Below are 25,902 nucleotides of genomic sequence, written 5' to 3'. Positions count from 1 at the left end.
GCGGCGCTGTACGTAGCGTTACATGGCCTTACATCGCGCTAACAGACGGGGCAATGGGTCAGGGCTAGCATACGTCTCAAGGAAACACCAAACACGGTGCCTCGCGGAGAGATTCCCTCCGCAATCGACCTGGAGACGAATCATGAAAAAGCTGACCCTTCTTGCCCTGTCCGCCGTATTTGGCCTGAGTTCCGCCGCCGGCTTCGCCGCCCAAGCCACCCCGGCTTCCGCTCCGGCCGCCAAGATGGCCCCGGCCGCCAAGAAGGCCGAAAAGAAGACCCCGGCCAAGATCCATCACGCCAAGAAGGCTGAGAAAGTCACCGCTTCCGCTCAGAAGGCCCAGGCCGCCAAGGCTGACGCCTCCGCCCCGGCCAAAAAGGCGATGAAGAAGAAAGCCGGCGTGAAGAAGCATGCCGTGAAGAAGGAAGCTTCCGCGCAGAAGGCGCAGGCCGCCAAGGCCGAAGCCTCCGCCCCGATGGCGAAGAAGGCGCACAAGCACGCTGCCAAGAAGCACCACGCCGCCAAGAAGGCCGTGGCTTCCAAGGCGCAAGCCGCCAAGGCCGACGCTTCCGCTCCGGTAGCCAAGAAGGCGCACAAGCACGCAGCCAAAAAGCACCATGCAGCCAAGAAGCACCACGCCGCCAAGAAGGCTGAGGCTTCCAAGGCGCAAGCCGCCAAGGCCGACGCTTCCGCTCCGGTAGCCAAGAAGGCGCACAAGCATGCTGCCAAGAAGCACCACGCCGCCAAGAAGGCTGAGGCTTCCAAGGCGCAAGCCGCCAAGGCCGACGCTTCCGCTCCGGTAGCCAAGAAGGCGCACAAGCACGCTGCCAAGAAGCACCATGCAGCCAAGAAGCACCACGCCGCCAAGAAGGCTGAGGCTTCCAAGGCGCAAGCCGCCAAGGCCGACGCTTCCGCTCCGGTAGCCAAGAAGGCGCACAAGCACCACGCCAAGAAGCATCACGCTGGCAAGAAGGCCGCCGCTTCGGCCGCCAAGTAAGCCAAGCCGATCGCATCTGGCTCGCATAAAAACTCGGGAGGCTTCGGCCTCCCTTTGTTTTGCCCGCCTTCCGCATGAACGCTGGCGGTTTGGAGAGAGTCGAATGGAAAAGCCCCGCGGCGCAGGCCTGCGGGGCTTTGGCTTTTCCGCCTGGGCGGAAGCTTATTTCTCGACGAAGGCGCGCTCGATCGCGTAGTCGGCCGGTTCGCCCATGCGCGGCGATTCCTTGAAGCCCAGTCCGTTCAGGATTTCGCACAGATCGTGCAGCATGCTCGGGCTGCCGCAGATCAGCACGCGGTCGTGCTCCGGATTCAGCTGCGGCAGGCCGATGTCGGCGCACAGCTTGCCGTTGGTGATCAGGTCGGTCAGACGGCCCTGATTGCGGAACGGCTCGCGGGTGACGGTCGGATAGTAGATCAGCTTTTCCTTGACCATATCGCCGAAGAACTCGTTCTCCGGCAGCTCCTTGGTGATGTAGTCGTGGTAGCCCAGCTCGCTGACCCAGCGCACGCCGTGGGTCAAGATCACCTTGTCGTAGCGCTCGTACACGTCCGGGTCCTTGATGATGGACATGAAGGGCGCCAGGCCGGTGCCGGTGGACAGCAGGTACAGGTTTTTGCCCGGCAGCAGGTTGTCCTGCACCAGGGTGCCGGTGGGCTTTTTGCTGATCAGCACGGTGTCGCCGACTTGCAGGTGTTGCAGCTTGGAGGTCAGCGGGCCGTCCTGCACCTTGATGCTGTAAAACTCCAGGTGCTCCTCATAGTTGGAGCTGACGATGGAGTAGGCGCGCATCAGCGGCTTGCCGTTGACTTCCAGGCCTATCATCACGAACTGGCCGTTGATGAAGCGCAGGCCCGCGTCGCGGGTGCAGGTGAAGCTGAACAGGGTGTCGTTCCAGTGGTGGACGGACAGGACTTTTTCAGCGGTCAGATTGGGAGAAGACATATGTCGCGCAGCTCACTCAATAAAGATCGGAATCATGTTGCGTTGCAAGGATTTTAACCCGTTTGCCGTTCCCCTGCTCATTCCAGCGGCTTCGGGCCTTGTCCGGCCGGCGCGGGCATCTCCGCGCGGGCCGATTATGCTTGGGATGACGCCGGGGCGGCTGCGCCGGCGCGATCGTGGCGGCGCCGGTCCGGGGACGGATTGCCGGCGCGATGAGGCATGGTACCGGACAGCGCGGCGGCGGTGGAAGACTATTTGACGATTTTTTTAGCACTGACCGTTATTTTGATCGGCGTCATTGTAATGAATTTCTCATAAAGACAGAGGGCGTCCCGGTGATGGGACGCCCTCCGGATGACGATGGGGACGTACAACATTTCCGCGCTTGAGCCCAAACCACAGCCACGGCGCGAACTACACACTGAGTCACAACGGCTTGCGCTACAATCGCAGGCCGCCAAGGGAAAAAACACTCGATTGCCGGTCCTCTCGCGTTTGCCGATACTCTACTGCCGGCACATCGTGCGCCCTGTCATGGGCGCGCATGCGGGCCGGGGCCCGCTCATTCCTGCTCAGTTTGTCGTCTGCAGATGCTTACTCTGCCCGTCATGTTTGGCTGCCGCTGGCCCTTGGATCTTTGCGTGCATCCGTCCTGGATGCTGTGTTGGGCACTGCGAACACCCTACGGTGCCGACTGCGGCTGTTGCCTCGTGCGCAGTCTCAGTGCCGAATCGAGCGTAAGGCCGACGGGGGTCAATGCCTGACTCATCCAGTCTCCTCCATGTTGCCGCGACTTTATCAATATAGTGCTTATAGATTCTGATGCAAGCCTTTCTTAGTCCAGCGCCGGCCGGGTGGTGGCCTGCGTGGCCGGGTTCGGCCGCAGATGGGATTCGAACTGGCGGCTGGCGGCTTGCCAGGAATAGTGTTCCGCCACGCGGCGCACATGATCGCGATCGATTTCCAGCGCCTGCAGGCAGGCCGCTCGCAGGTCCCAGTCCAGCGCGCCGGCGCCGGTATCGCCCACCACGTCCAGCGGGCCGGCTACCGGAAACGCCGCCACCGGCGTGCCGCAGGCCATGGCTTCCAGCAGCACCAGGCCGAAGGTGTCGGTCAGGCTGGGAAACACGAACACGTCGGCGGCGCGGTAGAAGCGGGCCAGCTCGTGTTGCGGGAACACGCCGGCGAAGTGCACGTCGGGGTATTGCTGCTTAAGCTTGGACAGCAGGGGGCCGTCGCCCACCACCCATTTGCAGCCGGGCAGGTCCAGCTTGAGGAAGGCTTCGATGTTTTTTTCCACGGCCACGCGGCCGATGTAGACGAAGCGCGGCGGCGTGGATTCGTCCAGGCGCTGCCGCTCGCCGGGGCTGAACATCTCGGTGTCCACGCCGCGGCTCCACAGTTTGACGTTGGCGAAGCCGCGCGCTTCCAGGTCGTTGGCGATGGAGCGCGTCGGCACCATCACCGCCTGGGAGGCGCCGTGGAAACGGCGCATCCAGGCGTAGCTGATGGGCAGCGGCAGGCGGCAGCGCGCGTGGATGTATTCCGGGAAGCGGGTATGGTAGGCCGTGGTGAAGGCTAGGCCCTCGCGCAGGCAGTAGCGCCGCGCGGCCAGGCCCAGCGGGCCTTCGGTGGCGATGTGGATGGCGTCCGGCGCGAAGCCGGCGATGCGCTGCGCCACCTGGCGATAGGGCAAGAGCGACAGCCGGATGTCCGGGTAGGTGGGGCAGGGCAGGGTTTTGAATTCCAGCGGCGTGATCATATTGACCTGGTGGCCGAAGCCGTCCAGCTCGCGCATGGTTTCGGTCAGCGAGCGGACCACGCCGTTGACCTGCGGTTTCCAGGCGTCGGTGACGATCATGATGCGCATGTGGCTTCCTCCGTGGCGGTGGGGGGCGGGACGATGGCGGGTTCGTTTTCGGCGCGCGCGTTGTGCGCCAGCGCGGTCCAGTGCAGCACTTGCAGCCGTCCATCCGGGTGTTCCACCAGCGCGGACAGGCTCTCCACCCAATCCCCGCTGTTGCCGTACAGGATGCCGTCTATCATGCGCACTTCCGGCTTGTGGATGTGGCCGCAGACCACGCCGTCGAAGCCGCGCCGCCGGGCCTCGCCGGCTAGAATGGCCTCGAACTGGCTGATGAAATTGACCGCGTTTTTGACCTTGTGCTTCAGGTATTGCGACAGCGACCAATAGGGCAGGCCCAGCCGATGGCGCACCCAGTTGAAGCCGCGGTTCAGTTCCAGGATCAAGGTGTACAGATTGTCGCCTAGGCGGGCCAGCCACTTGGCGTACTGGATCACACCGTCGAACTCGTCGCCGTGCAGCACCAAGAGGCGCTTGCCGTCAGCGGTGAGGTGCTCGGCCTCGTGGCGGATGGCGATGCCGCCGAAGTCCAGCCCGCAGTATTGGCGCGCGGCCTCGTCGTGGTTGCCGGGGATGTAGATCACCTGGCAGCCCTTGCGCGCCTTGCGCAGCAGCTTCTGCACCACGTCGTTGTGGCTCTGCTTCCAGTACCAGGATTTTCTGAGCTGCCAGCCGTCGACGATGTCGCCGACCAGGTAGAGATAGTCGGATTCGTGTTCGCGCAGGAAGTCGAGCAGGTGGTCCGCGCGGCAGCCGGCGGTGCCGAGGTGCACGTCGGAGATCCAGATGCTGCGCAGTCGGCGCGGCGCGTCGGAAGCGGAGTCTGGCTGCATGGCGAATCCATTGGCCGGGATGATGGCCCATGCTGCAACGGGCAGGTGACAGGCAAATGAGACTTTGTTGACAGGCAGATGAAGCGCGGCGGTTAAGCATCGCTTAAGCTGTTTGTGCGATAAGGCCAGGATGGGAGGAATGATGCGCATATTGCTGGTGGAAGATGATTGCCAGATCGGCGACGGCTTGCAGATGGGCTTGCAGCAGCTGGGCTTCGCCGTGGATTGGCTGCGCGACGGCCGCCAGGCGCGCGGCGCCTTGGCCGCCGCGCCCTATGACGCGGCCGTGCTGGACCTGGGCCTGCCGGGCCTGGACGGCATGGCGGTGCTGGCCGCCTGGCGGCGAGAGGGCAGCGCGGTGCCGGTGCTGGTGTTGACCGCGCGCGACGCGCTGGAAGACCGCGTGGGCGGCCTGGACGCCGGCGCCGATGATTATCTGGTCAAGCCCTTCGCCTTGGCCGAGGTGGCGGCGCGGCTGCGCGCGCTGAACCGGCGCCGCCACGGGCTGTCGCAAAGCTTGCTGAGCCACGGCCGGCTTAGCCTGGACCCGGTGGGGCGGGCGGCGACGCTGGACGGCGCGCCCTTGGAGCTGACCGGCAAGGAGCTGGCGCTGCTGGAGTTGCTGCTTTGTAACAAGGGACGGGTGCTGCCGCGCGAGCGCATCGAGGAAAAACTGTACGGCTGGGGCCAGGAGCTGGAGAGCAATGCGCTGGAAGTGCACGTCCATCATTTGCGCAAGAAGCTGGGCGCGGGCTTCATCCGCACCCTGCGCGGCATAGGCTACACGCTGGGAGACCCCGCTTGAGGCGGCCGGGCAGCCTGCAGGCCCGTCTGCTGCTGGTGTTGCTGCTGAGCCTGCCCCTGGTCTGGCTGGCGGCATCGGTGGCCGCGGTATGGCTGGCCAAGCGCGAGGTGGACGAGCTGTTCGATACCCAGATGGCGCTGTACGCGCGCCAGTTGCTGGCCATCGACGTGCATGAGGCGCTGGCCGACGACACCCCCAAGCTGAAGCACCTGCTGCATGGGGCGGATGCCGGGCGCACCGACAGCGGCGATCTGGGACTGGCGGTATGGAATCCGCAAGGCAAGCGCCTGCTGTGCGATGGCCGGGGCCGCCATTTCGCTTACCTGCCGGCGCGGCGCGGCTTTTACGACGAAGCGGGCAAGGACGGCCGCCACGGCTGGCGCATGTTTTACCTGGCGGCGCCGGACGGGGAGCGGCTGGTGGCGGTGGGGCAGAAGCAGGGCCTGCGGCAGGAAATGGTGTGGAGCGTGGTCAAGGCGCAGTTGCTGCCGTGGATGATAGGCCTGCCCTTGATGATGCTGGCGGTGCTGCTGGCCTTGCGCCGCGAGCTGGCGCCGCTGCGCCGGCTGGCCGCCGCCATCGGCGCGCGCCAGCCCGACGACAACAGCCCGGTGCGCGCCGAGGTGCCGCAGGAGGTGCAGCCCTTGCTGCGTTCCCTGAACGCGCTGTTCGAGCGCATCGGCCAGATGCTGGAGCACGAACGCCGCTTCACCGCCGACGCCGCGCACGAGCTGCGCACGCCGCTGGCGGCGCTGCGGGTGCAGACCGAGGTGCTGGAGCTGATGCCGGACGATGACGGCCGCCGCCACGCCATGGTCCAGCTGCGGCTGGGCATAGACCGCGCTGGGCGGCTGGTGGAGCAGCTGCTGGCGCTGTCCCGGCTGGACCCGCTGCCGCGGCTGCAGAGCAGCGCGTCGGTGGACTGGCAACGAGTGGTGGAGCGGCTGTTGGCTGAGCTGTCGCTATCGGCGGAGCAAACGGAGTGGAAGCTGGACTGGCGCTGCGCGCCGCAGGCGGTGCTGCCGCTGCGCGGCGACGAGGCCTTGGCCGGACTGATGCTGCGCAATCTATTGGAGAACGCCTGCCGCTACGGCCCGGCGGACGGCGTGGTGGAGCTGAGGCTGGAGGCGGATGCCATCAGCGTGCTGGACCAGGGGCCGGGCATTGCGCCGCAATGGCTGGAACGGGTGCGCGAGCGTTTTTTCCGCCCGCCGGGCCAGCAGCAGGCCGGCAGCGGCCTGGGCCTGTCCATTGTCGAGCGCATCGCCGGTCTGCATGGCTTGCGGCTGACCTTGCGTAATCGGCCGGAAGGCGGGCTGGAGGTCAGGCTGGAGCGCGCCGATTGAGCTGCGGCAATCTGCCGCAGGGCGCGCCGGACGATTTGGCTTAAGCTGCGAAGGTCCGGACGCGAAGGCGCCCGGCAGACAAAGGTTGCAAGCCCGCCCTGACCGGCGGGCTTTTTTTCGCGCCTAGCCCGGAGCCATCACCTGACGGCGGTTGCTGTCATTGGCCCTGACGATGTCGCGGACCTCGCAGCTGATTACGGACACCTCGGGCAGCCAGGAACAGGCGGCGCGCACCAGACTGTCGGCAAGCATGCCTTTCTGCTCGTCGCTGCGCCCGGACAGGATGTGGCAGACGATGTGGACGAAGTCCTGGTCCTTGCCGCCGACCAGATAGTCCTGGTACGGCAGCCGTCTGACCTTGATGTCGTGGCTTTGGAACAGGCCGCTGGCGTCGGCGGCCTCGTGGGCGGATTGCAGCAAGCGGTGGATGTCCGGGCGGCGGGCCAGTTCGGCCGAGCGGCATGGACCCTCGCTCTCAATGGTGCTGCGGGTTGGCGGGCGCGCCGAAGCGCAGGCGCCAGAACAGCGCGTTGCACACGCCGCCGGCCATCGCGCCCAGATACAGGGTCATCCAGTCGTTGTACAGCAAGGGTTCGGCGATGCGGGCGTACAGCAGGGTGATGGTGCTGCCGCTGACCGCGCCGGGCGCGAAGGCGACGACGGCGAGCAGCCAGGCCGGCCATTGCCGCTGCCAGCGCGCCACCGGTCCGGCCAGGACGATGCGCAGCAGTCCCAGCATGAGGCCGCAGATCATGGCCGGCACCGCGCCCATCAGATAGGCCATCATCGGCACCACGCCGCTGGCCAGCAAGGCCACCAGCGGCCCGAGCAGGATGAACAGGGTCAGGCCGCAGGCCAGGATTTTCAGGTAGGGGGTCTTCATCCGCCTTCTTTGACGCAGCAAAAAAGGACAGGGTAGCAGACTGGGAAGCAGGCGGCGAGCGCCGATGTCATGGCCGCGCGGCGGTTTTATCCGGGGCGAATGGATCGGCCAGCCGCGGGTCGTGGGCCAGGGTCTCGTCGCTCAGCGTTTTCAGGAAGGCGACCAGATCCGCCTGCTCGGCCGGCGTCAGCCGGATGCGGTCCATGTATGGGTCTTTCCATGGGTTGCGGCGGCCATCGCCCTGCTTGCCATTGTCGCGGCCGCCGTCGGCATGGATGCGCACCGCCTCTTCCAGGGTGGCTACGCTGCCATCGTGCATATACGGCGCGGTCAGCGCCGCATTGCGCAGGCTGGGGCTGCGGAAGCGGCCCATGTCGGCCGGCCGGCCGCTCAGTTCCAGCACGCCGCGGTTGGGAAACGGATAGCCGCCCTTGCCGTCGGTGTCGTAGAGGCCGATGTTGTGGAAGGGCAGACCCTCGCCGTGGCCGGCCATCTGGTCGTCGAAGTCCGGGCTGCCGTGGCAACGCAGGCATTGGCCTTTTTCCGAGCGGAACAGCCGCATGCCGCGCAGCTCCGCGGCGGACAGCTGGGCCTGGCCCGCCTGGTAGCGGTCGTAGCGCGAATCGAAGGACACGATGCCGCGCTCGAAGCTGGCGATGGCCTTGACGATATTGGCCAGGCTCAGCGGTTTCTCCTCGCCGGGAAACACGCGGGCGAATTCGCGCGCATATAGCGGGTCCGCGCCCAGCCTGGCCAGCACGGTTGGCAGATTGCCGTCGTTGATGCCCATCTCCACCGGCTCGGTGCGGAACAGCGGGCCGTCCATCTGCCGTTCCAGCGTGGTCAGCGAATAATTGGCCCAGGTATAGCTCTTGCGCCAGGCGACGTTGGCCAGGGGCTGGGCGTTGCGCAGGGTGCGCTCGCCGGTGGCGCCCAGCGACAGCGCCACGCTGTCGCTGAAGGCCTTGCCCTGCGGGTGGCAGCTGGCGCAGCTGATGTTGCCCGTGCCGGACAGCCGCTTGTCGTAGAACAGGCGGCGGCCCAGCTCGAACTTGGCCTGGCTCATCGGGTTGTCCGCCGGCACCGGCGGAGGCTGCACGCCGGGCGGCAGCTGCCACTGCCAGTCTCCCACGGGGGCGGGCGGCGGCGCGGCTTCGCGTCCGCAGGCGGCCAGCAGGCCAGTCAACAGCAGCGCGGCGCAAGGTTTCATGAGCCTATCTTCTCCACCCGGAACACGCGGCTGTCGCGGCCGTCGCCCAGCGGCTGGCCGCCGTCGTTGGCGCCGGGGCTGCTCTCGTTCAGGCGCAGGCCCAGGCGGTCGAAGATGGGCTGGCATTCGGTGTCGGTGGCGTTGGAGCGGCAGCCGACGTCGGCGCTGGCGTCGCGGCTGATGTCGTTGCCGGCGAACAGCGACTGGATGTCCAGCGCCACGCGGTCGGTTTTGGGATCGAAGCGGTCAAACTTCACCTTGAAGCGGTTGGGCTTGCCGCAGCGGAAACCGCCGACGATGGCGTCGTCGGCCTGGCAGTCGGTGGAGCCCAGGTGGAAGGCCCAGCGGTCGGCGGTCGAGTTGTCGGCGCGCTTGACGCCGCCGGCGGGTGCCAGGTCTATGCGCATGAAGCGGTGGCCGGATTGCCATTCCCACATCAGCCAATACACGCCCAGTATCGGATGCGGCGGGCTGTGCGCCGGCTGATGGTTCAACGCCACATCTTCGCCCTTGGCGTTCTTGGCCGATACGGGCACGCCCACCTTGAAGCTGAGGCCGGTATAGGTGTCGGCCGGCGCGCTGCCCACCACCTCGCTGTTGCTGCCGGGCAGCGGCTTGCCCACCGGGGTGTCGCCGTCGTCGCGCGACTTGTCCTTGCAGCTGCCGCCGGCGAAGTCCAACAGGGCCAGGTTCAGGAATTGCCATTTATTGCCCTGGTCCAGCTGCAGCGGCACTTCCTGGCCGCGGCTGTTGATCAGGGCCACGTCGTGCACATAGACCATGCCCTCGGCCAGGGTGGCGTTGGTCTGGCTGGTGCCGATGCCGGTCAGTTGGCTGTTGCAAGTCACCGCCTGGCTGCCGGACTTCAGGACGAAGCGGACGGTGGTGGCGCCGCCGCCGTAGCCGGCGGGCGGGGCTTCATTCTGGCTTTGCGCGGGGCCTTCGCTGCTGCTGACGCCGCCGCCCAGGCAGCCGGCCAGGCCGAGGCAAACAGCGGGTAGGAACATCCAATTTCGCTTCATCACGGTTCTCCATTTCTTGTTATGCAAGCCGTAGGGCGGATGCCCCATGGGGCGATCCGCCATCGGTCGCTAGGGTGCCTTCAGGTTGCGCCGCATGTGCTTGCGCAGGGCCTGCCCGCCCTGCCAGGGGGGACGGCGGGCGGCTTGCGGCGGAACGCCCGGCTTTGCCGGGCTGCCGCCCTACGGCCGTCTTACCAATGCGCCTGCAGCTTCAGCCACAGGGTGCGGCCCGGTTCGTTGACGCGGGTAGTGCGGGTGTAGCCGGCCACGTCGGCGCCGCCGCTGCTGATGTGCTCGGCGTAAGTCCGGTTGAACAGGTTGTCCAGGCCGGCGGTCAGTTTCAGGGCTTTGTTCACGCGCCAGCCGCCGTTCAGCGACAGGGTGGCGAAGCCCGGCGTCGGGCCGATGTCCTGGCTGGCGATATTGCCCTGGCCCACGGCGACGCGGTCCTGGCCGGCCACGGCGCGCCATACGGCGGCGGCGGCCCAGGTCTGGTTGTCCCAGGCTAGGCTCAAGGTGGCGGACAGCGGCGGCGTCTGCGCCAGCGGCCGGCCGTCGGTAGCGTTGGCGCCCCAGCTGTAGGCCGCGCTGCCGGACAGCTGCCACTGCGGCGCCAGCTGCCAGGAGGCGTCGGCTTCCAAACCATAGCGGTAGGCCTGGATGTTGCGCGTGGCCTGGGCGGCGCTGTCGTCGATCAGCAGGAAGTTGTCGATGCGGCTCAGATAGCCGGACAGCGAGCCCTTGACCTTGTCGCCCTGGTACAGCGCGCCCAAGTCCAGCTGGGTATTGCGCTCCGGCTGCAGCACCGGCCGATTGGCGGCGACGTAGCTGCGCTCCCAGTAGTCCGGCGCGCGTTCGGCCAGGCCCGCGCCGAGGTAGGGCGTCCAGTTGGCCAGTTTATATTCGTAACGGGCGAAGCCGCTGTACAGGCGGTAATCCTGCAGCTGCTCGCCGCGCGCGGCGGTGGCGTCGTAGTAGGCGCGCGCGCGGTCGCGGCGCCAGCCGGCCACCGCCTTGCCGCCCAGCAGCGGGGCGCTGCCTTCCAGATACAGGCCGGCGCGTTCGATGTGCTGGTCTTTCAGGCGCGGCAAGCTGGCATAGTTCAGGCCGCCGACGCGGCTGGTGTGGCGGTCGCTCTGCCAATCCATGCCCGCGGTCAGTTCGATGTCGGCGAAGGCCAGATCGGCCTCCAGCTTGGCGGCGTCGGTGCGGCGGTCCGGGTTGCTGGCGCGCGGCGTCTTGCCGGGCGCCAGCGGCCGCAGCGTGTAGTTGTCCATCACGTGGTCGGCGTAGCTGTGGTTGGCCGCCAGCCTGACGGCATCCAGCCAGGCGGCCAGGTTGCGCTGCTCGGCCTTGAGGCCCCAGGCGCGGCGGTCGAACCGGCTGCCGTCCATCATGCGGTCGGCGTAGGCGGCGCGGCCGTTGCTGACGTCGCCGGACAGCTCCAGGGTGGTGTCGCGGCCCGGGGTGAGGCCGGCGATCACGCTCTGGCTGTCGCGGCGGTAGGCGGAATGGACTTTCCGGCCGTCGCCGTCGCGGTAGTCATCGGCCTGGTTGTGGGAATTTATCAGCCGCAGATAGCCCAGCTCGCCGCCCAGGCTCAGGTCGGCGTAGGCGTCCTGGCGTTGGGCGGAGCCGGCCAACAGGCTGCCGTCGAAGCGCAAGCCGGGCTCGGCAAACGGCTGGGTCTTGCGTTCGAAGCTGACCGCGCCGCTGATCAGCGCGCCGCCGTATTTGACCGATTGCGGCCCCTTGATCACCACCAGCTTGTCGTAGGCGTCCGGAAACAGGTAGGCGGTGGGCGGGTCCATGCGGCCGGGGCAGCCGCCGTAGACGAAGCCGCCGTTGGCCAGGATGTTCAGGCGGGAGCCGCCCAGGCCGCGCAGCAGCGGATCGCCGGAACTGCCGCCCTTGCGCACCACGCTGAAACCGGGGATGGTTTTCAACAGGTCGGCGCCGTCGCCGGCCGGAACCGGCTGGCGCGGCGCGCGCGGATCGGTTTCGACGCGCAGCGGCTGCGCGGTCTTGACGGCGGTGACGACGATGGGGTCGAGCTGGAACACGGGCAGATCGGCGGCGAAGGCGTGGCCGACCGCCAGCGCCAGCGGCACGGGAAGCAGGGGTTTCAGGTTCATCGCGGAAAATCGTTTTTTGAGTTTGGCGGCGATGCTATTGGAAATGGTTCCCGCCCGGAATGCGGCATATTGTCGCAGCGCGCCGCGCAGGCGGCTTGGTGTAAAGTGGCGGCATGAAATGGAATGCGATATTCGCGCCGCAGCAGGCGGTGGACGCGCGGGACACCGGCCGCCGCGTCGGCCGCCTGCGCTGGCTGATGCTGCTGCTCGCCCTGGCGCTGGCCGCCGCCTGCGCGCTGGCCGAGGTGGCGCTGCCGTGGCCGCTGATAGGCCAGGCGCTGGCCACGTTGGCCCTGGTCAATCTGGCGCTGCCCAGGCTGCCGGCCTGGGGGCTGTCGGACGAGGCCGCGCTGCGGCTGGGCCTGCTGGCCGACGTGCTGGTATTGACCGAGCTCTTGGCCTTCAGCGGCGGCGCGGCCAATCCGCTGGCCTCGCTCTACCTGCCGCCGGTCTTGTTCGCCGCCTTGCTGTCGCCGGGCGCGTTCGCCTGGCTGCTGGCCCTGCTGGCCATGGCCGCCTACGGCCTCTTGTTCCAGTGGCACCTGGATTGGCCGCTGAACGGCGGCAACGCCGCCTACGCCTTCAATCTGCACCTGGCCGGCATGTGGATATCGTTCGCGCTGTCCGCGCTGTTGATCGCCGGCTTCGTGTCCTGGCTGGCCCGCCAGCTGCGCCGCCAGAGCGAGGCGCTGGCGGCGGCGCGCGAGACCCAGTTGCGCGACGAGCAGCTGCTGGCGGTGGGCATGCAGGCGGCCGGCGCGGCGCACTCGCTGTCCACGCCGCTGAACACGCTGACCCTGCTGGTGGACGAGCTGCTCAGCGAGCGGGCGGACGATCCCGCGCTGGCGCAGGACTTGCGGCTGATGCAGGCGCAGCTGGCCAGCTGCCGCGCCACCTTGGTCCGGCTCAAGCACGGTTCCGAAGCCCGTCCGGAGGCGCTGCCGCTGTTCGCGAGCCTGGCGGAGCGGCTGGAAGGCTGGCGCAGCCTGCGGCCGGACCTGAAGCTGGATTGGCGCGCGCCGGACGGTGATGACCCGCGGGTGAGGCTGGACGCGGCGTTCTGGCCGGCGCTGTTCAACCTGGTCAACAACGCGGCCGAGGCCGGCGGCGGCGAGGTGGCGGTGTCGGCCAGCCTCAACGGCGGCCGGCTGCGGCTGGACATCGTCAACCGCCAGGGCTGCCTGAGCGAGGCGCAATTGGCCCGCGCCGGCCTGGCGCCGTTGGAGTCGGCCAAGCCGGCCGGCATGGGCCTGGGCATGATGCTGAGCCACGCCACGCTGGCGCGGCTGGGCGGCTCGCTGAGCCTGGACAACCGCGCCGAGGGCGGCGTGCACGCGCGCATCGAGCTGCCGCTGGCGCTGGAGGAAAGCAAATGAGCGATTTTCTGCTGATAGACGATGACGAGGCCTTCGCTGCGGTGCTGATGCGTTCGCTGGCGCGGCGCGGCCATGCCGCTGTGTGGGCGCGCGACGCCGGCGAGGCGCTGGCGCGGGCGGCGGAGCGGCCGGCGCGCATCCTGCTGGACCTGAATCTGGACGGCGATAGCGGCCTCCGGCTGCTGCCGGCGCTGCGCGCGGCCAGCCCGGACAGCGCCATCGTGGTGCTGACCGGCTACGCCAGCATCGCCACCGCGGTGGAGGCCACCAAGCTGGGCGCGGTGCAGTACTTGGCCAAGCCGGCCGGCGTCGACGAAATCCTGGCCGCCTTCGCGCAGCAGGCCGCCAACCCGGCGCTGCCGGTGGCGCCGCAGCCCATGTCCTTGCGCCGCGTCACTTGGGAGCATCTGCAGCGCGTGCTGGCCGAGCACGACGGCAATATTTCCGCCACCGCGCGCGCCTTGAACATGCACCGCCGCACCCTGCAGCGCATGCTGGCCAAGAAACCGGTCAAAAGCTGATTCCATGCCATGACGGATATATAAATCGGACAATGGCGGCCCATCAGAAAATATGATTGGAGTGAATGCTCCAATGCGGCGTAACTTGCCAATTCCATATCAATAATGGGGAGATGCGAGATGCTGCGTGGCCAGATGATGGAACTGCCGCTGTTGATTTCCGACCTGCTCGTGCATGCCGAGCGCTTTCATGGCGACACCGAGATCGTGTCGCGCACCGTGGAAGGGCCTATCCACCGCTACACCTACCGCGACGCCGCGCGTCGCTCGCGCCAGTTGGCCAACGCGCTGCCGGCGCTGGGCGTGGCTGCCGGGGACCGCGTGGCCACCCTGGCCTGGAACGGCTACCGCCATTTCGAAATCTATTTCGCCGTTTCCGGCAGCGGCGCCGTCTGCCACACCGTCAACCCGCGGCTGTTTCCGGAGCAGATCGCCTGGATCATCAACCACGCCGAAGACAAGGTGCTGATGTTCGACGCCAGCTTCCTGCCGTTGGTGAAGCAGATCGCGGACCAGCTCAAGAGCGTGGAGCGTTTCGTGCTGCTGGCCGACCATGCCCATCTGCCGGCGGACAGCGGCATTCCGGACCTGCTCAGCTACGAAGACCTGGTGAACAGCCACAGCGACGTCTACGACTGGCCCAAGCTGGACGAAAACACCGCCTCCAGCCTGTGCTACACCTCCGGCACCACCGGCAATCCCAAGGGCGTGCTGTATTCCCACCGCTCCACCGTGCTGCACGCCTTCGGCAGCTCGCTGCCGGACAGCTTCGACATCTCGGCGCGCGCCGTGGTGATGCCGGTAGTGCCGATGTTCCACGCCAACGCCTGGGGCCTGCCCTATAGCTGCGCGATGAACGGCAGCAAGCTGGTGCTGCCCGGCGCCAAGCTGGACGGCGCTAGCCTGCAAAGCCTGATCGCGGAAGAAGGCGTCACCACCACCATAGGCGTGCCCACGGTGTGGCTGCAGCTCTTGCAATATTGCCAGCGCGAAAAGCTGCCGCTCGCGCCGCTGAAGCGCGTCATCGCCGGCGGCTCCGCCGTGCCGGAGAGCATGATCGAACAACTGGCCGAGCACGGCATCGAGATGCGCCAGCTGTGGGGCATGACCGAGCTGTCGCCCTGCGGCACCACCTGCACGCCCAAGCTCAAGCATGAGGGCCTGGACGGCAAGGAGAGGAACGCGCTGTTGATCAAGCAGGGCCGCCCGGTATACGGCGTGGACATCCGCATCGTGGACGACGCCGGCCTGCCGCTGCCGCACGACGGCGTGTCCTTCGGCAATCTGCAGGTGCGCGGGCCGTGGGTGCTGTCGCAATACTTCAAGCGCGAGCTGGACGCCAACCACAGCGCGGACGGCTGGTTCCTCACCGGCGACGTGGTGACCATAGACCCGGATGGCTTCATGCGCATCACCGACCGCACCAAGGACGTGATCAAGTCCGGCGGCGAGTGGATCAGCTCCATCGACCTGGAAAACATCCTGGTGGGCCATCCCGCGGTGGCGGAGGCGGCGGCCATCGCCGTGGCCCATCCCAAATGGGACGAGCGGCCGCTGATGGTGGTGACGCTGAAGCCCGGCGCGCGCGCCACGCGCGAGGAGCTGTTGGCCTACTTCGACGGCAAGATCGCCAAGTGGTGGACGCCCAATGACGTGGCCTTCGTCGACGAGCTGCCGCACACCGCCACCGGCAAGCTGCTGAAGATGAAGCTGCGCGAGCAATTCCGCGATCATCAATGGCCGGAATCGTGAAAATTGGATGAAATGCTCTAAGACGCTGGCTTTTTGTAGAGCAATTACGTTAGAATGCCGCCTGCACTGAGAGCCGCAAGGTTTTGAGGTGTTAGCCCCTCGAAATATCGCGCTGGCCTAAGCCGGTCCGATGTTTCTTCCTCGTGTTGGCCCCTGCCGCAATGCCGCAGGGGTATTTTTTTTGCCCTATTGTCATCAGTCGTCATGGCTCTTCGTTTCCTCGCCGCCTATCATTCAGCAGAAGGGAATGCTTTCGATCAAGCGTCATTTGTCGTGCTTGGTTTAATGTATGCCGGTAGAATTCAAGCAATCACAATAAAACGGTAGCTTCTCCGCCGGAGCGCGCCGTGCCGCGGAATGTCCGCCGGATGCCTTCTATCTTGGGAATGTAGGTTCTGCCTGCTTCAAACAGCGTGGAAAAGGGAAACACATGAAATCACTCCGCAGCCGCCTGATAGCGCTCAACGCCTTCTTGATGGCGCTGTTCGGCCTGGTCCTGGTGACCATAGTCTTCATGCAGATGCGATCGGAAATCCTGGACGGCCTGGACAACGAGTTCTCCGCCAGCCTGAAGGGGCAGAGCGCGGTGGTGACCACCTGGTTGGGCGAGAAAAAGCAGCAGATCGTCGCCCAGACCAGCGTGGCCAATGAGCCGGACGCGCTGCGTTTCCTCAAGGTGGGCAGCAAGGCCGGCGGCTTCAATGTCAATTACGCCGGCTACGCCGATGGCCATACCCTGTTCTCCGACGACTGGACCGCCCCGGCCGACTACAAGGTGGCGGACCGCGACTGGTACAAGCAGGCGCAGGCCGCCGGCCAGCCCATCGTCACCGAGCCCTATGTCGACGAGGCCACCAAGAAGCTGACCGTCACCATCGCCGCGCCGTTCAACCATAACGGCGCCTTCGCCGGCGTGGTGGGCGGCGACGTGATGGTGGATACCCTGGTCAAGTCGGTGTTGTCGATGAAGGTGCGCGGCGACGGCTACGCCTTCATCGTCGACAGCAAGGGCACGGTCATCGCCCACCCGCAAGCCGACCTGACCTTGAAGCCCATCACCAGCGTGGTGCCGGAGCTGACGGCGGACCGGCTGGCGCAGCTGGCGCAAAGCACCAATGCCTCGGACATGAATATCGGCGGCAAGGACATGCTGATCTCCGCCCAGGCCATTCCGGGCACCAGCTGGATCCTCGCGCTCGCCACGGACAAGGATGTGATCCTGGCGCCGCTGAACAAGCTGCTGTACACCATAGGCGGGCTGACGCTGCTGGTGTTTGTATTCATGATTCCGTTCTCCAGCCTGGTGATAGGCAAGATGCTGGCCGGCCTGGTCAAACTGAAGGCGGCGATGGAGGACATCGCGCGCGGCCAGGGCGACCTGACGCTGCGGCTGAAGGACGACGGCCAGGATGAGATCGCCGCCACCGCGCGCGCCTTCAACACCTTTGTCGGCCAGCTGGGCCACCTGTTCCGCGGCCTGAAGGGCGATGCCCAGGGCGTGGTGGGCGGCGTGCAGGATGCCAGCCAATTGGTGGCCGAGGTGGCGCAGAGCTCGCGCCACATCTCCGACGTGTCTTCGTCCAACGCGGCCACGCTGGAGCAGATCACCGTTTCCATCTCCCACATTGCCGACAGCGCGCGCCAGGCGGATGAGCTGGCCAGCGCCACCGGGCACAATCTGGCCGCCAGTTCCGACAATATGCAGCGCCTGTCGTCGGGCATGGAAAACACCGTGCAGTCGGTGCGCGGGCTGGAAGAGATGCTGGCCTCGCTGGACAAGCGTTCGCAGGAAATCTCCGGCATCACCAATGTGATCCGCGACATCGCCGACCAGACCAATCTGCTGGCCTTGAACGCGGCGATCGAAGCCGCGCGCGCAGGCGAGCAGGGCCGAGGCTTCGCCGTGGTGGCGGACGAGGTGCGCAAGCTGGCCGAGCGCACCGCCCAGGCCACGCTGGAAATCTCCAATATGGTGGGCGCCATCCGCGAGGAAACCGGCCGCGCGGTGGGCGACGTCAACAGCACGGTGCAGGCGGTGGACGAGGGCGTGGGCCTGACCCGCGAGGCGGTGGACAATATCGCCGCCATCCGCGCCTCCATGCTGGAAGTGGTGGCCAAAATGAGCGAAATCGCCAGCTCCACCCAGGAGCAGCACAAGGCCACCACGCTGATCGCGCAAAGCTCGGAGGCGATCAACGGCCATGTGCTGGAGAACGACGACGTGCTGCAGAACGTCAGCAGCACCTTGCAGGGCCTGGCCGGCAACGCCGGCAAGATGGACGCCGAGTTCAACAAGTTCCGGCTGTAAGCGCCGCGTCCTCCATCCTGAACGCCGCCTTGCCAGGCGGCGTTTTTGCGTCGATGATCCGAGGCAAATTTCCGATTGGCTAGCGCGAGATGACCTTGCTTTCTCCTGACACCTTGCTTGCCGCGCGGCTATTGGCCGAAGGCGACCTGCCGGGGGCCTTGCGCGCGGCGCAAGCCGGCCTGCAGGCCGAACCCGGCAACGCGCCGCTATGGAATTTGCTGGGCGTCTGCGCCGCCAGGCTGGGCCAGGCTCCATTGGCTGAGACATGCTGGCGCGAGGCGCTGGCGCGGGAGCCGTCCACCCCGGACGCGCACTACAACCTGGGCTGTCTGAGCGCGGAGCAGGGCGCGCCGGCGCAGGCGGAAGCGCATTACCGCGCCGAACTGGCGCGCGACCCGGACCATGCGTCCAGCCTGGGCAATCTGGGCAATCTGCTGCAGGACGCAGGCCGCCTGGCCGAGGCCGAAGCGTGTTTCCGCCGCCGCCTTGGCGTTCATCCCTCGGCTGCCGCGCATTACCAGCTGGGCAGACTGTTGGTTGAGCAGGGCCGGAGCCGCGAGGCCGAGGGACATCTGCGCGCCTGCCTGGACGAGGCGCCTGACGATGTCGAAGCGCTGCAGCTGCTGGGGCAGCTGCTGGCTGCGGGCGGCGGGGCGGCGGAGGCGGAAGCGCTGCTGCGGCGCGCGCTGGCCTTGGCTCCTGGGCATCTGGCGGCGGCCACCAATCTGGGCATGTTATTGATGGCGCGACGGCGCTGGGACGAGGCGGAGGCTTTATTGCGCGCGGCTCACGCCAGGCAGCCGGCCGCGGCGCTGCCCAATCTGGCCGCGCTGCTGTGCGCCACCGGCCGCGCCGCCGAAGCCGAAGCCTTGGCGCGGCAGGCGCTGGCTGCGCAGCCGGATCATGCCGACTGGCTGGGCCTGCTTGGCGTGGCGTTGGCCGAGCAGAAGCGGGGCGATGAGGCCGCCGCGGCATGGGAGCGCGGACTCGCCCTGGCGCCCACTCACCGTCGGCTGCGGCAAAACCTGGGCTATCTGCAACTGGCGCGCGGCGCGTGGCAGGCCGGTTGGGAGAATCACGAGGCGCGGCTGGACGGGCCTGGCTACCCCGTGTTGCCGTCGCCGCGCTGGCAGGGGGAAGACTTGGCCGGCAAGCACCTGTTGCTGCTGTTCGAACAAGGCTATGGCGACGCCATCCAGTTCAGCCGCTATCTGAATCCGCTGCTTGCGCGCGGCGCGGCTGGCGTCGCCGCGCTGTGCCGCGCGCCGCTGCTGACTTTGTTTCGCCGGCAATGGCCGCAGGTGGAATGGCTGGCGATGGAAGGCGCGTATCCGGCTAAATTTCCGCCGCATGACTGCCATGTGTTTTCGATGAGCCTGCCATGGGTCTTACGCGATTTCGAGCCGCAGCCATGCGAGGCTTACCTGGATGCGGAGCCGGCCCTGCAGCAGGCCTGGCGCGCGCGCTTGCCGCCTGGAAACCATGTCGGCCTGGTCTGGCGCGGCCGCGCCGAGCATCCGTTCGACCACTGTCGCTCCTTGCCGGGGCCGGAGGCCCTGCTGCCGCTGTTGGCCGACCGCGGCGTCAACTGGGTTTCGCTGCAAGCGGAGCCGACCGATGCCGAGCGGGCATGGCTGGCGGAAAACGGCGTGGTGGAGTGGGGTTCCGGCTTGACGGACTTTGCCGACAGCGCGGCGCGGTTGGCGGCGCTGGACGGCCTGATCGCGGTGGACACGGCGATGGCCCACCTGGCCGGCGCGCTGGGCCGGCCTTGCCGGCTGCTGCTGGCAGACGAGCATGCGGATTGGCGCTGGGGGCAGGGCGGCGACGTTACGGCGTGGTACGCGTCCTTGACCTTGGAGAGGCGGCGGCGAGGAGAGGGATGGGAGAGCTTGGCCGGTCGATTGGCGGTCTGAGCCGCCCCTCTCCCCAACCCCTCTCCCGCGAGGGGAGAGGGGCTCTCCTGCGGCAAGCCCATGGCGAAAACCAAGCAGGGGGCGCGAGCCTTGCCTCAAACCCACAGCGCGGGTGGCTTGAGGGCGCGACAAGGCGTGGTTGTTCGTCACATTTCGGCAAGGGTGGAGCCGAAATGGTTGGCCTCCCCTCTCCCCTCGCGGGAGAGGGGCCGGGGGAGAGGGGGAGTCTTTACAGCCACTTGCCCGGATTCATCAGCCCGTCCGGGTCCAGCGCGCGCTTGATGCCGCGCATCAGCTCCAGCGCCAGCGGGTCCTTGTAGCGCACCAGCCAGTCCTTTTTCAGCTGGCCGACGCCGTGTTCCGCCGCCAGCGTGCCGCCCAGCCGGTAGACGTGGTCGTAGACGATGGCGTTGACCGCGTCCTCGTCGTCGAACAGGTCGGCGTTGCCGGGCCGGGTGTAGCTGACGTTGTAGTGCAGATTGCCGTCGCCGGCATGGCCGAAGGCGACGATGCGCACGCCGGGAAAGGCGGCTTCCAAATCCGCCGAGCAATCGCGCACCAGCCGCGGCAGGGCCGATGTCGGCACCGCGATGTCGTGCTTGATGCTGGGGCCGTCCTTGCGCTGGCTTTCCGATATCTCCTCGCGCAAGGTCCATAGCTTGCGCCGCTCGGTTTCGTTCTGCGCCAACACGCCGTCCAGTATGTCCTGCTCCGCCAGCCAGTTCGCCAGCGCGTCGTTCAGTTCGGCCGCGCCGCCGCCGTCTGACAGCTCGATCAAGGCCAGCCAGGGCGCGCTGAACGGCATCAGGCCGGGATGGTGGCGCAGCAGCACTTGCTGGCAGTGGGCATCCATCACCTCGAACGCGGTCAGACGGTCGCCGAAGCGGTCGCGCAGCCGGTTCAGCCAGGCGATGGCCGTTTCGATGTCCGCCAGGCCTATCATGGCGGTGGCATGGGCGCTGGGCAGCGGAAACAGCTTCAAGGTGGCGGCGGTGATCAGGCCCAGCTGGCCCTCGGCGCCGATGAACAGCTGCTTCAGGTCCAGACCGGTGGTGTCCTTGCGCAGGCCCTGCAGTTGGCTCAGCACGCGGCCATCCGGCAGCACCGCTTCCAGTCCCAGAGTCAGCTCGCGCATGGTGCCGTAGCGCAGCACCGCCACGCCGCCGGCATTGGTGGACAGGTTGCCGCCTATTTGGCACGTGCCTTGCGAGGCCAGCGCCAGCGGAAACAGCCGGCCGGCCGCTTCCGCCGCTTGTTGCGCCTCTTGCAAGGTGACGCCGGCCTCCACTGTCAGCGCGTTGTTGTCGGTGTCGACATGGCGCACGGTGTTGAGCCGCCGCAGCGCGACGATCAGCTGCCGGCCGCTGGCGTCTGGCGTGGCCGCGCCGCAGGTGGAGGTGTTGCCGCCCTGCGGCACGATGGCCACTTGATGCGCGCGGCACAGTTTGACCAGCTCGGAGACTTCCGCGGTCGAGCCGGGCTGCGCCACGGCCAGCGGCGCGCCCTGGTAGCGGCGGCGCCAATCCAGCGCGAACGGGGCGGTGTCGGTCGCGGCGGTGAGCAGGTGCTTGGGCCCGACGATGGCGGCCAGGGCGGACAGAAAATCGTTCATGCGGATTCCAGAAGGCTTTCGTCGACGGCGGCGTACAGCGCGGCCGGCGCGCCGGTCACGGCCGCCCAGTAGCGGTCGCCGTAGGACCAGTGCCACCACTCGGACGGGTAGTTGACGAAACCGGCGGCTTGCATCGCCCGGATCAGGACGGCGCGGTTGGCGCGGGCGGTTTCAGACAGTCCGGCGGCGTCGGTATAGCAGGCGCCGTTCGATTCCTCGCTGTCGGCGTTGAATGGGCAGCCCATGTCCAGCTCCTGACCGGCGGCATCCATCAGCGTGACATCCAGGGCCGCGCCGGTGGGATGGGGGGCGACGGCCGGCGGCGCGACGTAGAGGCTGGCCTCGCACAAGAGCGCGGCCTCTTCCTGGTCGGGCCTGAGGCGGCGCAGCCGGGCCAGGTGTTCGTCGTAGGAGCGTTGCTGCCGCGCCAGCGGACGGTAGGCTTCCTTGACGCACAGCCTCAGTCCGTCAGGCAGCCGGCCCGCGGCGTCGCGCAGCCGCTCGGCCACCGCGCGGCGCGCTTTCAGGAAGTGCGGGCTGCGGCTGGAAATCTGGCTGCGGCTCAGGTCCGCCAGCCAGTCCGGGTAAGCCGCCAGATCGACGAAAGACTCGTCCTGATCGGCGATGGGGATGGCTAGCAGTGTCGGGTCGGCTAAGGTCAGCATGGCGTCTGGCGGCATTCAAAACGGCCCGTTGTTTTCGCGCAGCTTGTCCGGCAGGCCGTCGTGGCCGCCGTCCGGGCGCGCGGGCGCGTCGGACCAGTGTTCCGCGCCGGCCACGGCGTTGCGTTCCGGGTTGAGCGGGTAGTGGTAGCGGTTGTCGGCGCGGCGGGTATCGCCCACCACCAGCAGGCGCACGGTTTGATCCGTATTGTTGATGAAGGTGTGGCACAGGCCGTCGCCGGCCTTGAAGCCGACGGCATCCCCTTCTTGCAAGCGATGCAGCGCGCCATCCAGCCACACGTCGGGCGCGCCCTCCAGCACCAGGATCAACTCGTCCTCGGTGCTTTCGCAATGCGGCAGGCTGCTGCGGCGGCCCGGCTCCAGCCGGACATGGTTGATGCCCAGCCGGGCAAAGCCGAAATGCTGGCCGAGACGGGCGGCATAGCCCATGTCTTCCTGGCTGCCCGGGTAGCGGCCGGCTTCCGGGTTTTCCAGTTGGCGCCAGTGTTGGATGCAATCGGGACGGCTCATCTATCTTCCTCTGTATGGGTCAGGCTGTCACAGCCCGCGCCTATCGCCAGATAACGCCGCGCCAGACGGCGGAAACCCGGCGCGAGCCAGGCGGGCAGGCTAGGCAAATGGCCGCGCGGATGCGCGATCAGGCCGCAGCGGTAGCGCGGGCTTTCCCACTCCAGCGCCGGGCAGGGGCCGGCGCGATGTTTCAGCAGCAGGCGGGACAGCGGGCAGGGCGCGGCGGCGCAGCACACGCCGCAGCCATTGCAAGGCTGGCCGGGTGCCGGTTTGGCCGGGGCCTTCGCCTTCAACCATATCACCTGCGGCGGGCTCATGGCTGGCCGCTTATTCTGGGATGTCGGCCGCCATCAGCTCGTCCGGGTGCTGCCAGCCCGGCTGGGCGGCGATGCGGGCAAGCCAGGCCTGGATGTTGGGCCAATCGGCGATGGCCAGGCCGGCGTCGGCCAGCCACCACAGGTAGGCGCATAGCGAGATGTCGGCGATGCTGACTTGATCGCCGGCCAGGTAGCGGCGCTCGGCCAGTTCTGCCTCCAGTACCGCCAGGTCTTCGCGCAGCCGCTCTTCCAGCCAGGCTTCCACTTCCGCCCCCTTGGAACGGAAGCTGCGCGAGACGCGCAGATTGGGCAGCGACAGGCCGATGCGGTTGGTTTCCCAGTTCAGCCATTCGCGCACGCGCTGGCGCTCGCCCAGGGCGCCGCCCAGCGCGCCGTAGCTGTCGGCCAGCCATTGCAGGATGGCGTTGGACTGGCACAGCGGCACGCCGTCGGCCACCAGCACCGGCACTTCGCCAAAGCGGCTGGCGGCGCGGAAGTCTGCCGGGCGTTCCTCGCGCGGAAGGGCGAGGTCGATGTGGGCGTAGTCGTGCGAGATGTCGGCCAGCACCAGGGCCAGGCGCACCTTGTAGCTGTGGCCGGAGTAGCGGTTGCCGTAGAGGATCAGGTTGCTCATTGCGCTTGCTTTCTTTTCATGCGTAGACACCATCTTAGTTCGTCCGCCGCGATCCCAGCCAGGCCGCGGCGAAGGCCAGCGGCAGCGAGAACAGCGCCGGGTTGGAGTACGGGAACAGCGGCTGGGCGTGGCCCAGCGCGCCCACCCACACCGCCGGCCCGCAGACGATCAGCAGCAGCGAGGAGGCGATGCCGGCCGCGCCGCCCCACACCACGCCGCGCGCGCTCAAGCCGCGCCAGTGCAGGCCAAGCAGCAGCAGCGGAAAATTGGCGGAGGCGGCGATGGCGAAGGCCAGGCCCATCATCAGCGCGATGTTCAGCTGCTGGAACACGGTGGACAGCAGCATGGCGGCCAGGCCCAGGCCCAGGGTGGCCAGGCGCGACACGCGCAGTTCGCTGCGGGCATCGGCTTGGCCGCGCTTCAGCCAGTTTGCGTACAGGTCGTGGCTAACCGCGCTGGCGCCGGCCAGGGTCAGGCCGGCCACCACGGCCAGGATGGTGGCGAAGGCTACGGCGGCCACGGCGGCGCGGGCGAAGTCGCCGCCCAGCAGCTGGGCCAGGTGCAGTGCCGCCATATTGCCGCCGCCCAGCAGTTTGCCGTCCGCGCCGTGGAACTGCGGATCGGGGCCGACCAGGGTCAGCGCGCCGTAGCCTATGAGCAGATTGAGGACGAAGAAGCCGGCCACCAGCCAGGTGGCGATGCCCACTGAGCGGCGCGCGGCGCGCTCGTCCGCCACGGTGAAGAAACGCATCAGCACGTGCGGCAGGCCCAGCAGGCCCAGGCTCAGACCCAGGCCTAGCGACAGCACTTCCACCGGATCGGACAGGCTCTTGCTGGGCAGGAACACTGGCGCGCCGCGCAGTTTTTCCGCCGCGGCGAACAGGGCGGCCGGGCTACCATCGAAACGCGCCAGCACGCCGCCAGCCAGGAGCAGGGCGCAGACGAACAGCAGGCCGGCCTTGCTCATCTGCACCCAGGTGGCGGCCAGCATGCCGCCCAGCGCCACGTAGAGCATCATCAGCGCGCCCACCAGGCCGACGGCGGCCAGATAGGGTAGGCCGAACAGCAGCGCTATCAGCTTGCCGGCGCCCACCAGCTGCACGATCAGATAGCACAGCGTCACCGTCAGCGAGCCGGCGATGCCGACCAGGCGCACCCCGGCGTGATCGAAGCGCTGGCTCAGGATGCCGGCCACGGTGTAGCGGCCCTGCCGCCGCAGCGGCGCCGCCAGCAGCAGGAGCAGCAGCGGCCAGCCGGCCAGCGTGCCCACGGCGTAGGCCAAGGAATCGTAGCCCTGGCCCAGGTACATGCCGGCGGCGCCGAGAAAGGCGGCGGCGGATAAATAGTCGCCGGCCAGCGCCAGGCCGTTCTGCCAGGCCGGCACGCGGCCGCCGGCGGTGTAGAAGTCGCCCAGGGACACGGTGTGGCGGCGCGCGGCGGCGGTCAGGCCCAGGGTCAGCAGCGTCAGGGCCAGAAAGAAAGCTTGCGCCAGGCTCATAACCGCTCTCCCCGGCTGTAAACGGCAGCGATCAGGCAGAACAGCAGCATGGCGGCGAGCGCCAGGACGATGGAGGCGGGCAGGCCGCCCAGGCTGGCGGCGAGCCAGGCCGGGCGCCATGCCAGGATCAGGTAGTAGCCGAGGCAGACGGCCGCGGCGAGCAAGACCAGCAAAGACTTCATGCGTGTTTCAGTCGGGCAAAAGACCGAGTGTAGCGCATGTCAGCCTTGCTGCCACCGCATCAGCAAGCGGGCCTCGCCGGGGCCGAAGTAGTCGTCCTCGCGGCCGATTTCGACAAAGCCCAGCTGGCGGTAGAGCGCGGCCGCGGGATTCGCCGGGTCCACGGTCAGCCGGATGTCGTCGGCGCGCGGCTGCATCGCGGCCAGCGCGGCTTGCAGCAGCGCCTTGCCGGCGCCCTGGCCGCGGCAGGCAGGCAGCAGCGCCAACGACAGCAGCCACAGCTCGTCCGGCTGTTGGCTGGGCGCGCCCAAGGCGTAGCCGACAGGCTGGCCGGCCGGATCCAGCGCCAGCCAGAACCAGTCCGGCCACAGGTCCAGCGCCTGGCGGAAGAAAAAGTCCGGGTAGACATGGCTGCCGAACACCGCCTGTTCGATGGCGAAGACGGCGGCGAGGTCGGCGCGGCGGGCCTGGCGCAGTTGCATGGGGTCTATCCTTAAGTGTGCGTCTGGAGGGGGGCAAGGGTAAACCACCGGCGGACGGCCGCATAGCCCGCGG

General features: G+C 67.7%; 24 protein-coding genes. 8 read left to right on the top strand and 16 right to left on the bottom strand.

Annotated elements, in window-relative coordinates:
- The first annotated feature begins 142 nt into the window (after positions 1 to 142).
- A complete protein-coding gene (locus FYK34_RS14670) occupies positions 143 to 997 on the top strand; it encodes a hypothetical protein (RefSeq protein WP_174774523.1) in 855 nt (284 codons plus the stop codon).
- A gap of 162 nt (positions 998 to 1,159) precedes the next feature.
- Here the strand turns inward: FYK34_RS14670 and FYK34_RS14665 are convergent, their stop codons facing one another.
- The 3 genes from FYK34_RS14665 to FYK34_RS14655 all read right to left on the bottom strand — a co-directional run bounded on the left by FYK34_RS14665 (position 1,160) and on the right by FYK34_RS14655 (position 4,639).
- A complete protein-coding gene (locus tag FYK34_RS14665) occupies positions 1,160 to 1,942 on the bottom strand; it encodes a ferredoxin--NADP reductase (protein ID WP_149297631.1) in 783 nt (260 codons plus the stop codon).
- An 835-nt stretch (positions 1,943 to 2,777) separates the two neighbouring features.
- The gene (locus FYK34_RS14660) at positions 2,778 to 3,812 is read right to left on the bottom strand and encodes a glycosyltransferase family 4 protein (RefSeq protein ID WP_149297629.1); all 1,035 of its coding nucleotides are present in this window, start codon (positions 3,810 to 3,812) and stop codon (positions 2,778 to 2,780) included.
- Complete coding sequence (locus tag FYK34_RS14655; protein WP_149297627.1) at positions 3,800 to 4,639, bottom strand: UDP-2,3-diacylglucosamine diphosphatase; 840 nt, start codon at positions 4,637 to 4,639, stop codon at positions 3,800 to 3,802. The genes FYK34_RS14660 and FYK34_RS14655 overlap by 13 nt, the downstream gene beginning before the upstream one ends.
- Positions 4,640 to 4,781: 142 nt before the next feature.
- Here FYK34_RS14655 and FYK34_RS14650 point away from each other — a divergent pair, with 142 nt between their 5' ends.
- A complete protein-coding gene (locus tag FYK34_RS14650; RefSeq protein WP_149300003.1) occupies positions 4,782 to 5,444 on the top strand; it encodes a response regulator in 663 nt (220 codons plus the stop codon).
- Complete coding sequence (locus FYK34_RS14645; protein WP_231137269.1) at positions 5,441 to 6,790, top strand: ATP-binding protein; 1,350 nt, start codon at positions 5,441 to 5,443, stop codon at positions 6,788 to 6,790. Before FYK34_RS14650 ends, FYK34_RS14645 begins: the two co-directional genes overlap by 4 nt.
- A gap of 123 nt (positions 6,791 to 6,913) precedes the next feature.
- Here FYK34_RS14645 and FYK34_RS14640 read toward each other — a convergent pair whose 3' ends face one another.
- From FYK34_RS14640 to FYK34_RS14620, 5 genes are all read right to left on the bottom strand, one after another.
- Positions 6,914 to 7,237 (bottom strand): 5-carboxymethyl-2-hydroxymuconate Delta-isomerase, encoded by a 324-nt coding sequence (locus FYK34_RS14640; RefSeq protein ID WP_407923610.1) that lies wholly within the window; start codon positions 7,235 to 7,237, stop codon positions 6,914 to 6,916.
- Between the two features lie 28 nt (positions 7,238 to 7,265).
- Positions 7,266 to 7,673: a hypothetical protein gene (locus tag FYK34_RS14635; protein ID WP_149297623.1), complete on the bottom strand. Its 408-nt coding sequence runs from the start codon at positions 7,671 to 7,673 to the stop codon at positions 7,266 to 7,268.
- A 67-nt stretch (positions 7,674 to 7,740) separates the two neighbouring features.
- Entirely contained in the window at positions 7,741 to 8,883 is a 1,143-nt protein-coding gene (locus tag FYK34_RS14630) for a methanobactin export MATE transporter MbnM (protein ID WP_149297621.1), read from the bottom strand.
- On the bottom strand, positions 8,880 to 9,905 hold the full coding sequence (locus FYK34_RS14625) for an MbnP family copper-binding protein (protein WP_168209756.1): 1,026 nt from the start codon (positions 9,903 to 9,905) through the stop codon (positions 8,880 to 8,882). Before FYK34_RS14625 ends, FYK34_RS14630 begins: the two co-directional genes overlap by 4 nt.
- Positions 9,906 to 10,096: 191 nt before the next feature.
- Complete coding sequence (locus tag FYK34_RS14620; protein WP_149297616.1) at positions 10,097 to 12,040, bottom strand: TonB-dependent copper receptor; 1,944 nt, start codon at positions 12,038 to 12,040, stop codon at positions 10,097 to 10,099.
- Positions 12,041 to 12,153: 113 nt separating this feature from the next.
- Here FYK34_RS14620 and FYK34_RS14615 point away from each other — a divergent pair, with 113 nt between their 5' ends.
- From FYK34_RS14615 to FYK34_RS14595, 5 genes are all read left to right on the top strand, one after another.
- Positions 12,154 to 13,416: a HAMP domain-containing histidine kinase gene (locus FYK34_RS14615; protein ID WP_168209755.1), complete on the top strand. Its 1,263-nt coding sequence runs from the start codon at positions 12,154 to 12,156 to the stop codon at positions 13,414 to 13,416.
- Entirely contained in the window at positions 13,413 to 13,937 is a 525-nt protein-coding gene (locus FYK34_RS14610; RefSeq protein ID WP_149297614.1) for a response regulator transcription factor, read from the top strand. Before FYK34_RS14615 ends, FYK34_RS14610 begins: the two co-directional genes overlap by 4 nt.
- Before the next feature lie 120 nt (positions 13,938 to 14,057).
- Entirely contained in the window at positions 14,058 to 15,689 is a 1,632-nt protein-coding gene (locus tag FYK34_RS14605) for a 3-(methylthio)propionyl-CoA ligase (RefSeq protein WP_149297612.1), read from the top strand.
- Between the two features lie 430 nt (positions 15,690 to 16,119).
- Entirely contained in the window at positions 16,120 to 17,997 is a 1,878-nt protein-coding gene (locus FYK34_RS14600; protein ID WP_149297610.1) for a methyl-accepting chemotaxis protein, read from the top strand.
- 89 nt (positions 17,998 to 18,086) lie between these two features.
- Entirely contained in the window at positions 18,087 to 19,913 is a 1,827-nt protein-coding gene (locus tag FYK34_RS14595) for a tetratricopeptide repeat protein (RefSeq protein WP_149297608.1), read from the top strand.
- Positions 19,914 to 20,142: 229 nt separating this feature from the next.
- Here FYK34_RS14595 and FYK34_RS14590 read toward each other — a convergent pair whose 3' ends face one another.
- From FYK34_RS14590 to FYK34_RS14555, 8 genes are read right to left on the bottom strand one after another with little or no spacing between them, the layout of a single operon-like run.
- Positions 20,143 to 21,525 (bottom strand): FAD-binding oxidoreductase, encoded by a 1,383-nt coding sequence (locus FYK34_RS14590; RefSeq protein ID WP_149297606.1) that lies wholly within the window; start codon positions 21,523 to 21,525, stop codon positions 20,143 to 20,145.
- Positions 21,522 to 22,190 (bottom strand): M15 family metallopeptidase, encoded by a 669-nt coding sequence (locus FYK34_RS14585; RefSeq protein WP_149297605.1) that lies wholly within the window; start codon positions 22,188 to 22,190, stop codon positions 21,522 to 21,524. Before FYK34_RS14585 ends, FYK34_RS14590 begins: the two co-directional genes overlap by 4 nt.
- 15 nt (positions 22,191 to 22,205) lie before the next feature.
- Positions 22,206 to 22,718 (bottom strand): cupin domain-containing protein, encoded by a 513-nt coding sequence (locus FYK34_RS14580; RefSeq protein WP_149297603.1) that lies wholly within the window; start codon positions 22,716 to 22,718, stop codon positions 22,206 to 22,208.
- Positions 22,715 to 23,035, bottom strand: a complete 321-nt coding sequence (locus FYK34_RS14575) for a hypothetical protein (RefSeq protein WP_149297601.1) — start codon at positions 23,033 to 23,035, stop codon at positions 22,715 to 22,717. Before FYK34_RS14575 ends, FYK34_RS14580 begins: the two co-directional genes overlap by 4 nt.
- A 10-nt stretch (positions 23,036 to 23,045) precedes the next feature.
- A complete protein-coding gene (locus FYK34_RS14570; RefSeq protein WP_149297599.1) occupies positions 23,046 to 23,669 on the bottom strand; it encodes a glutathione S-transferase family protein in 624 nt (207 codons plus the stop codon).
- 34 nt (positions 23,670 to 23,703) lie between these two features.
- Positions 23,704 to 25,167, bottom strand: a complete 1,464-nt coding sequence (locus FYK34_RS14565; RefSeq protein WP_149297598.1) for a sodium:solute symporter family transporter — start codon at positions 25,165 to 25,167, stop codon at positions 23,704 to 23,706.
- On the bottom strand, positions 25,164 to 25,349 hold the full coding sequence (locus tag FYK34_RS14560; protein ID WP_149297596.1) for a hypothetical protein: 186 nt from the start codon (positions 25,347 to 25,349) through the stop codon (positions 25,164 to 25,166). The genes FYK34_RS14565 and FYK34_RS14560 overlap by 4 nt, the downstream gene beginning before the upstream one ends.
- Positions 25,350 to 25,388: 39 nt before the next feature.
- The gene (locus tag FYK34_RS14555; RefSeq protein WP_149297594.1) at positions 25,389 to 25,829 is read right to left on the bottom strand and encodes a GNAT family N-acetyltransferase; all 441 of its coding nucleotides are present in this window, start codon (positions 25,827 to 25,829) and stop codon (positions 25,389 to 25,391) included.
- Positions 25,830 to 25,902: the final 73 nt, after the last annotated feature.

The sequence above is a fragment of the Chromobacterium paludis genome (assembly GCF_008275125.1).
GTDB classification, from domain to species: domain Bacteria; phylum Pseudomonadota; class Gammaproteobacteria; order Burkholderiales; family Chromobacteriaceae; genus Chromobacterium; species Chromobacterium paludis.
The sequence above is the reverse complement of the archived record's forward strand: the minus strand, read 5'-3'. Positions and strand labels throughout refer to the sequence as shown.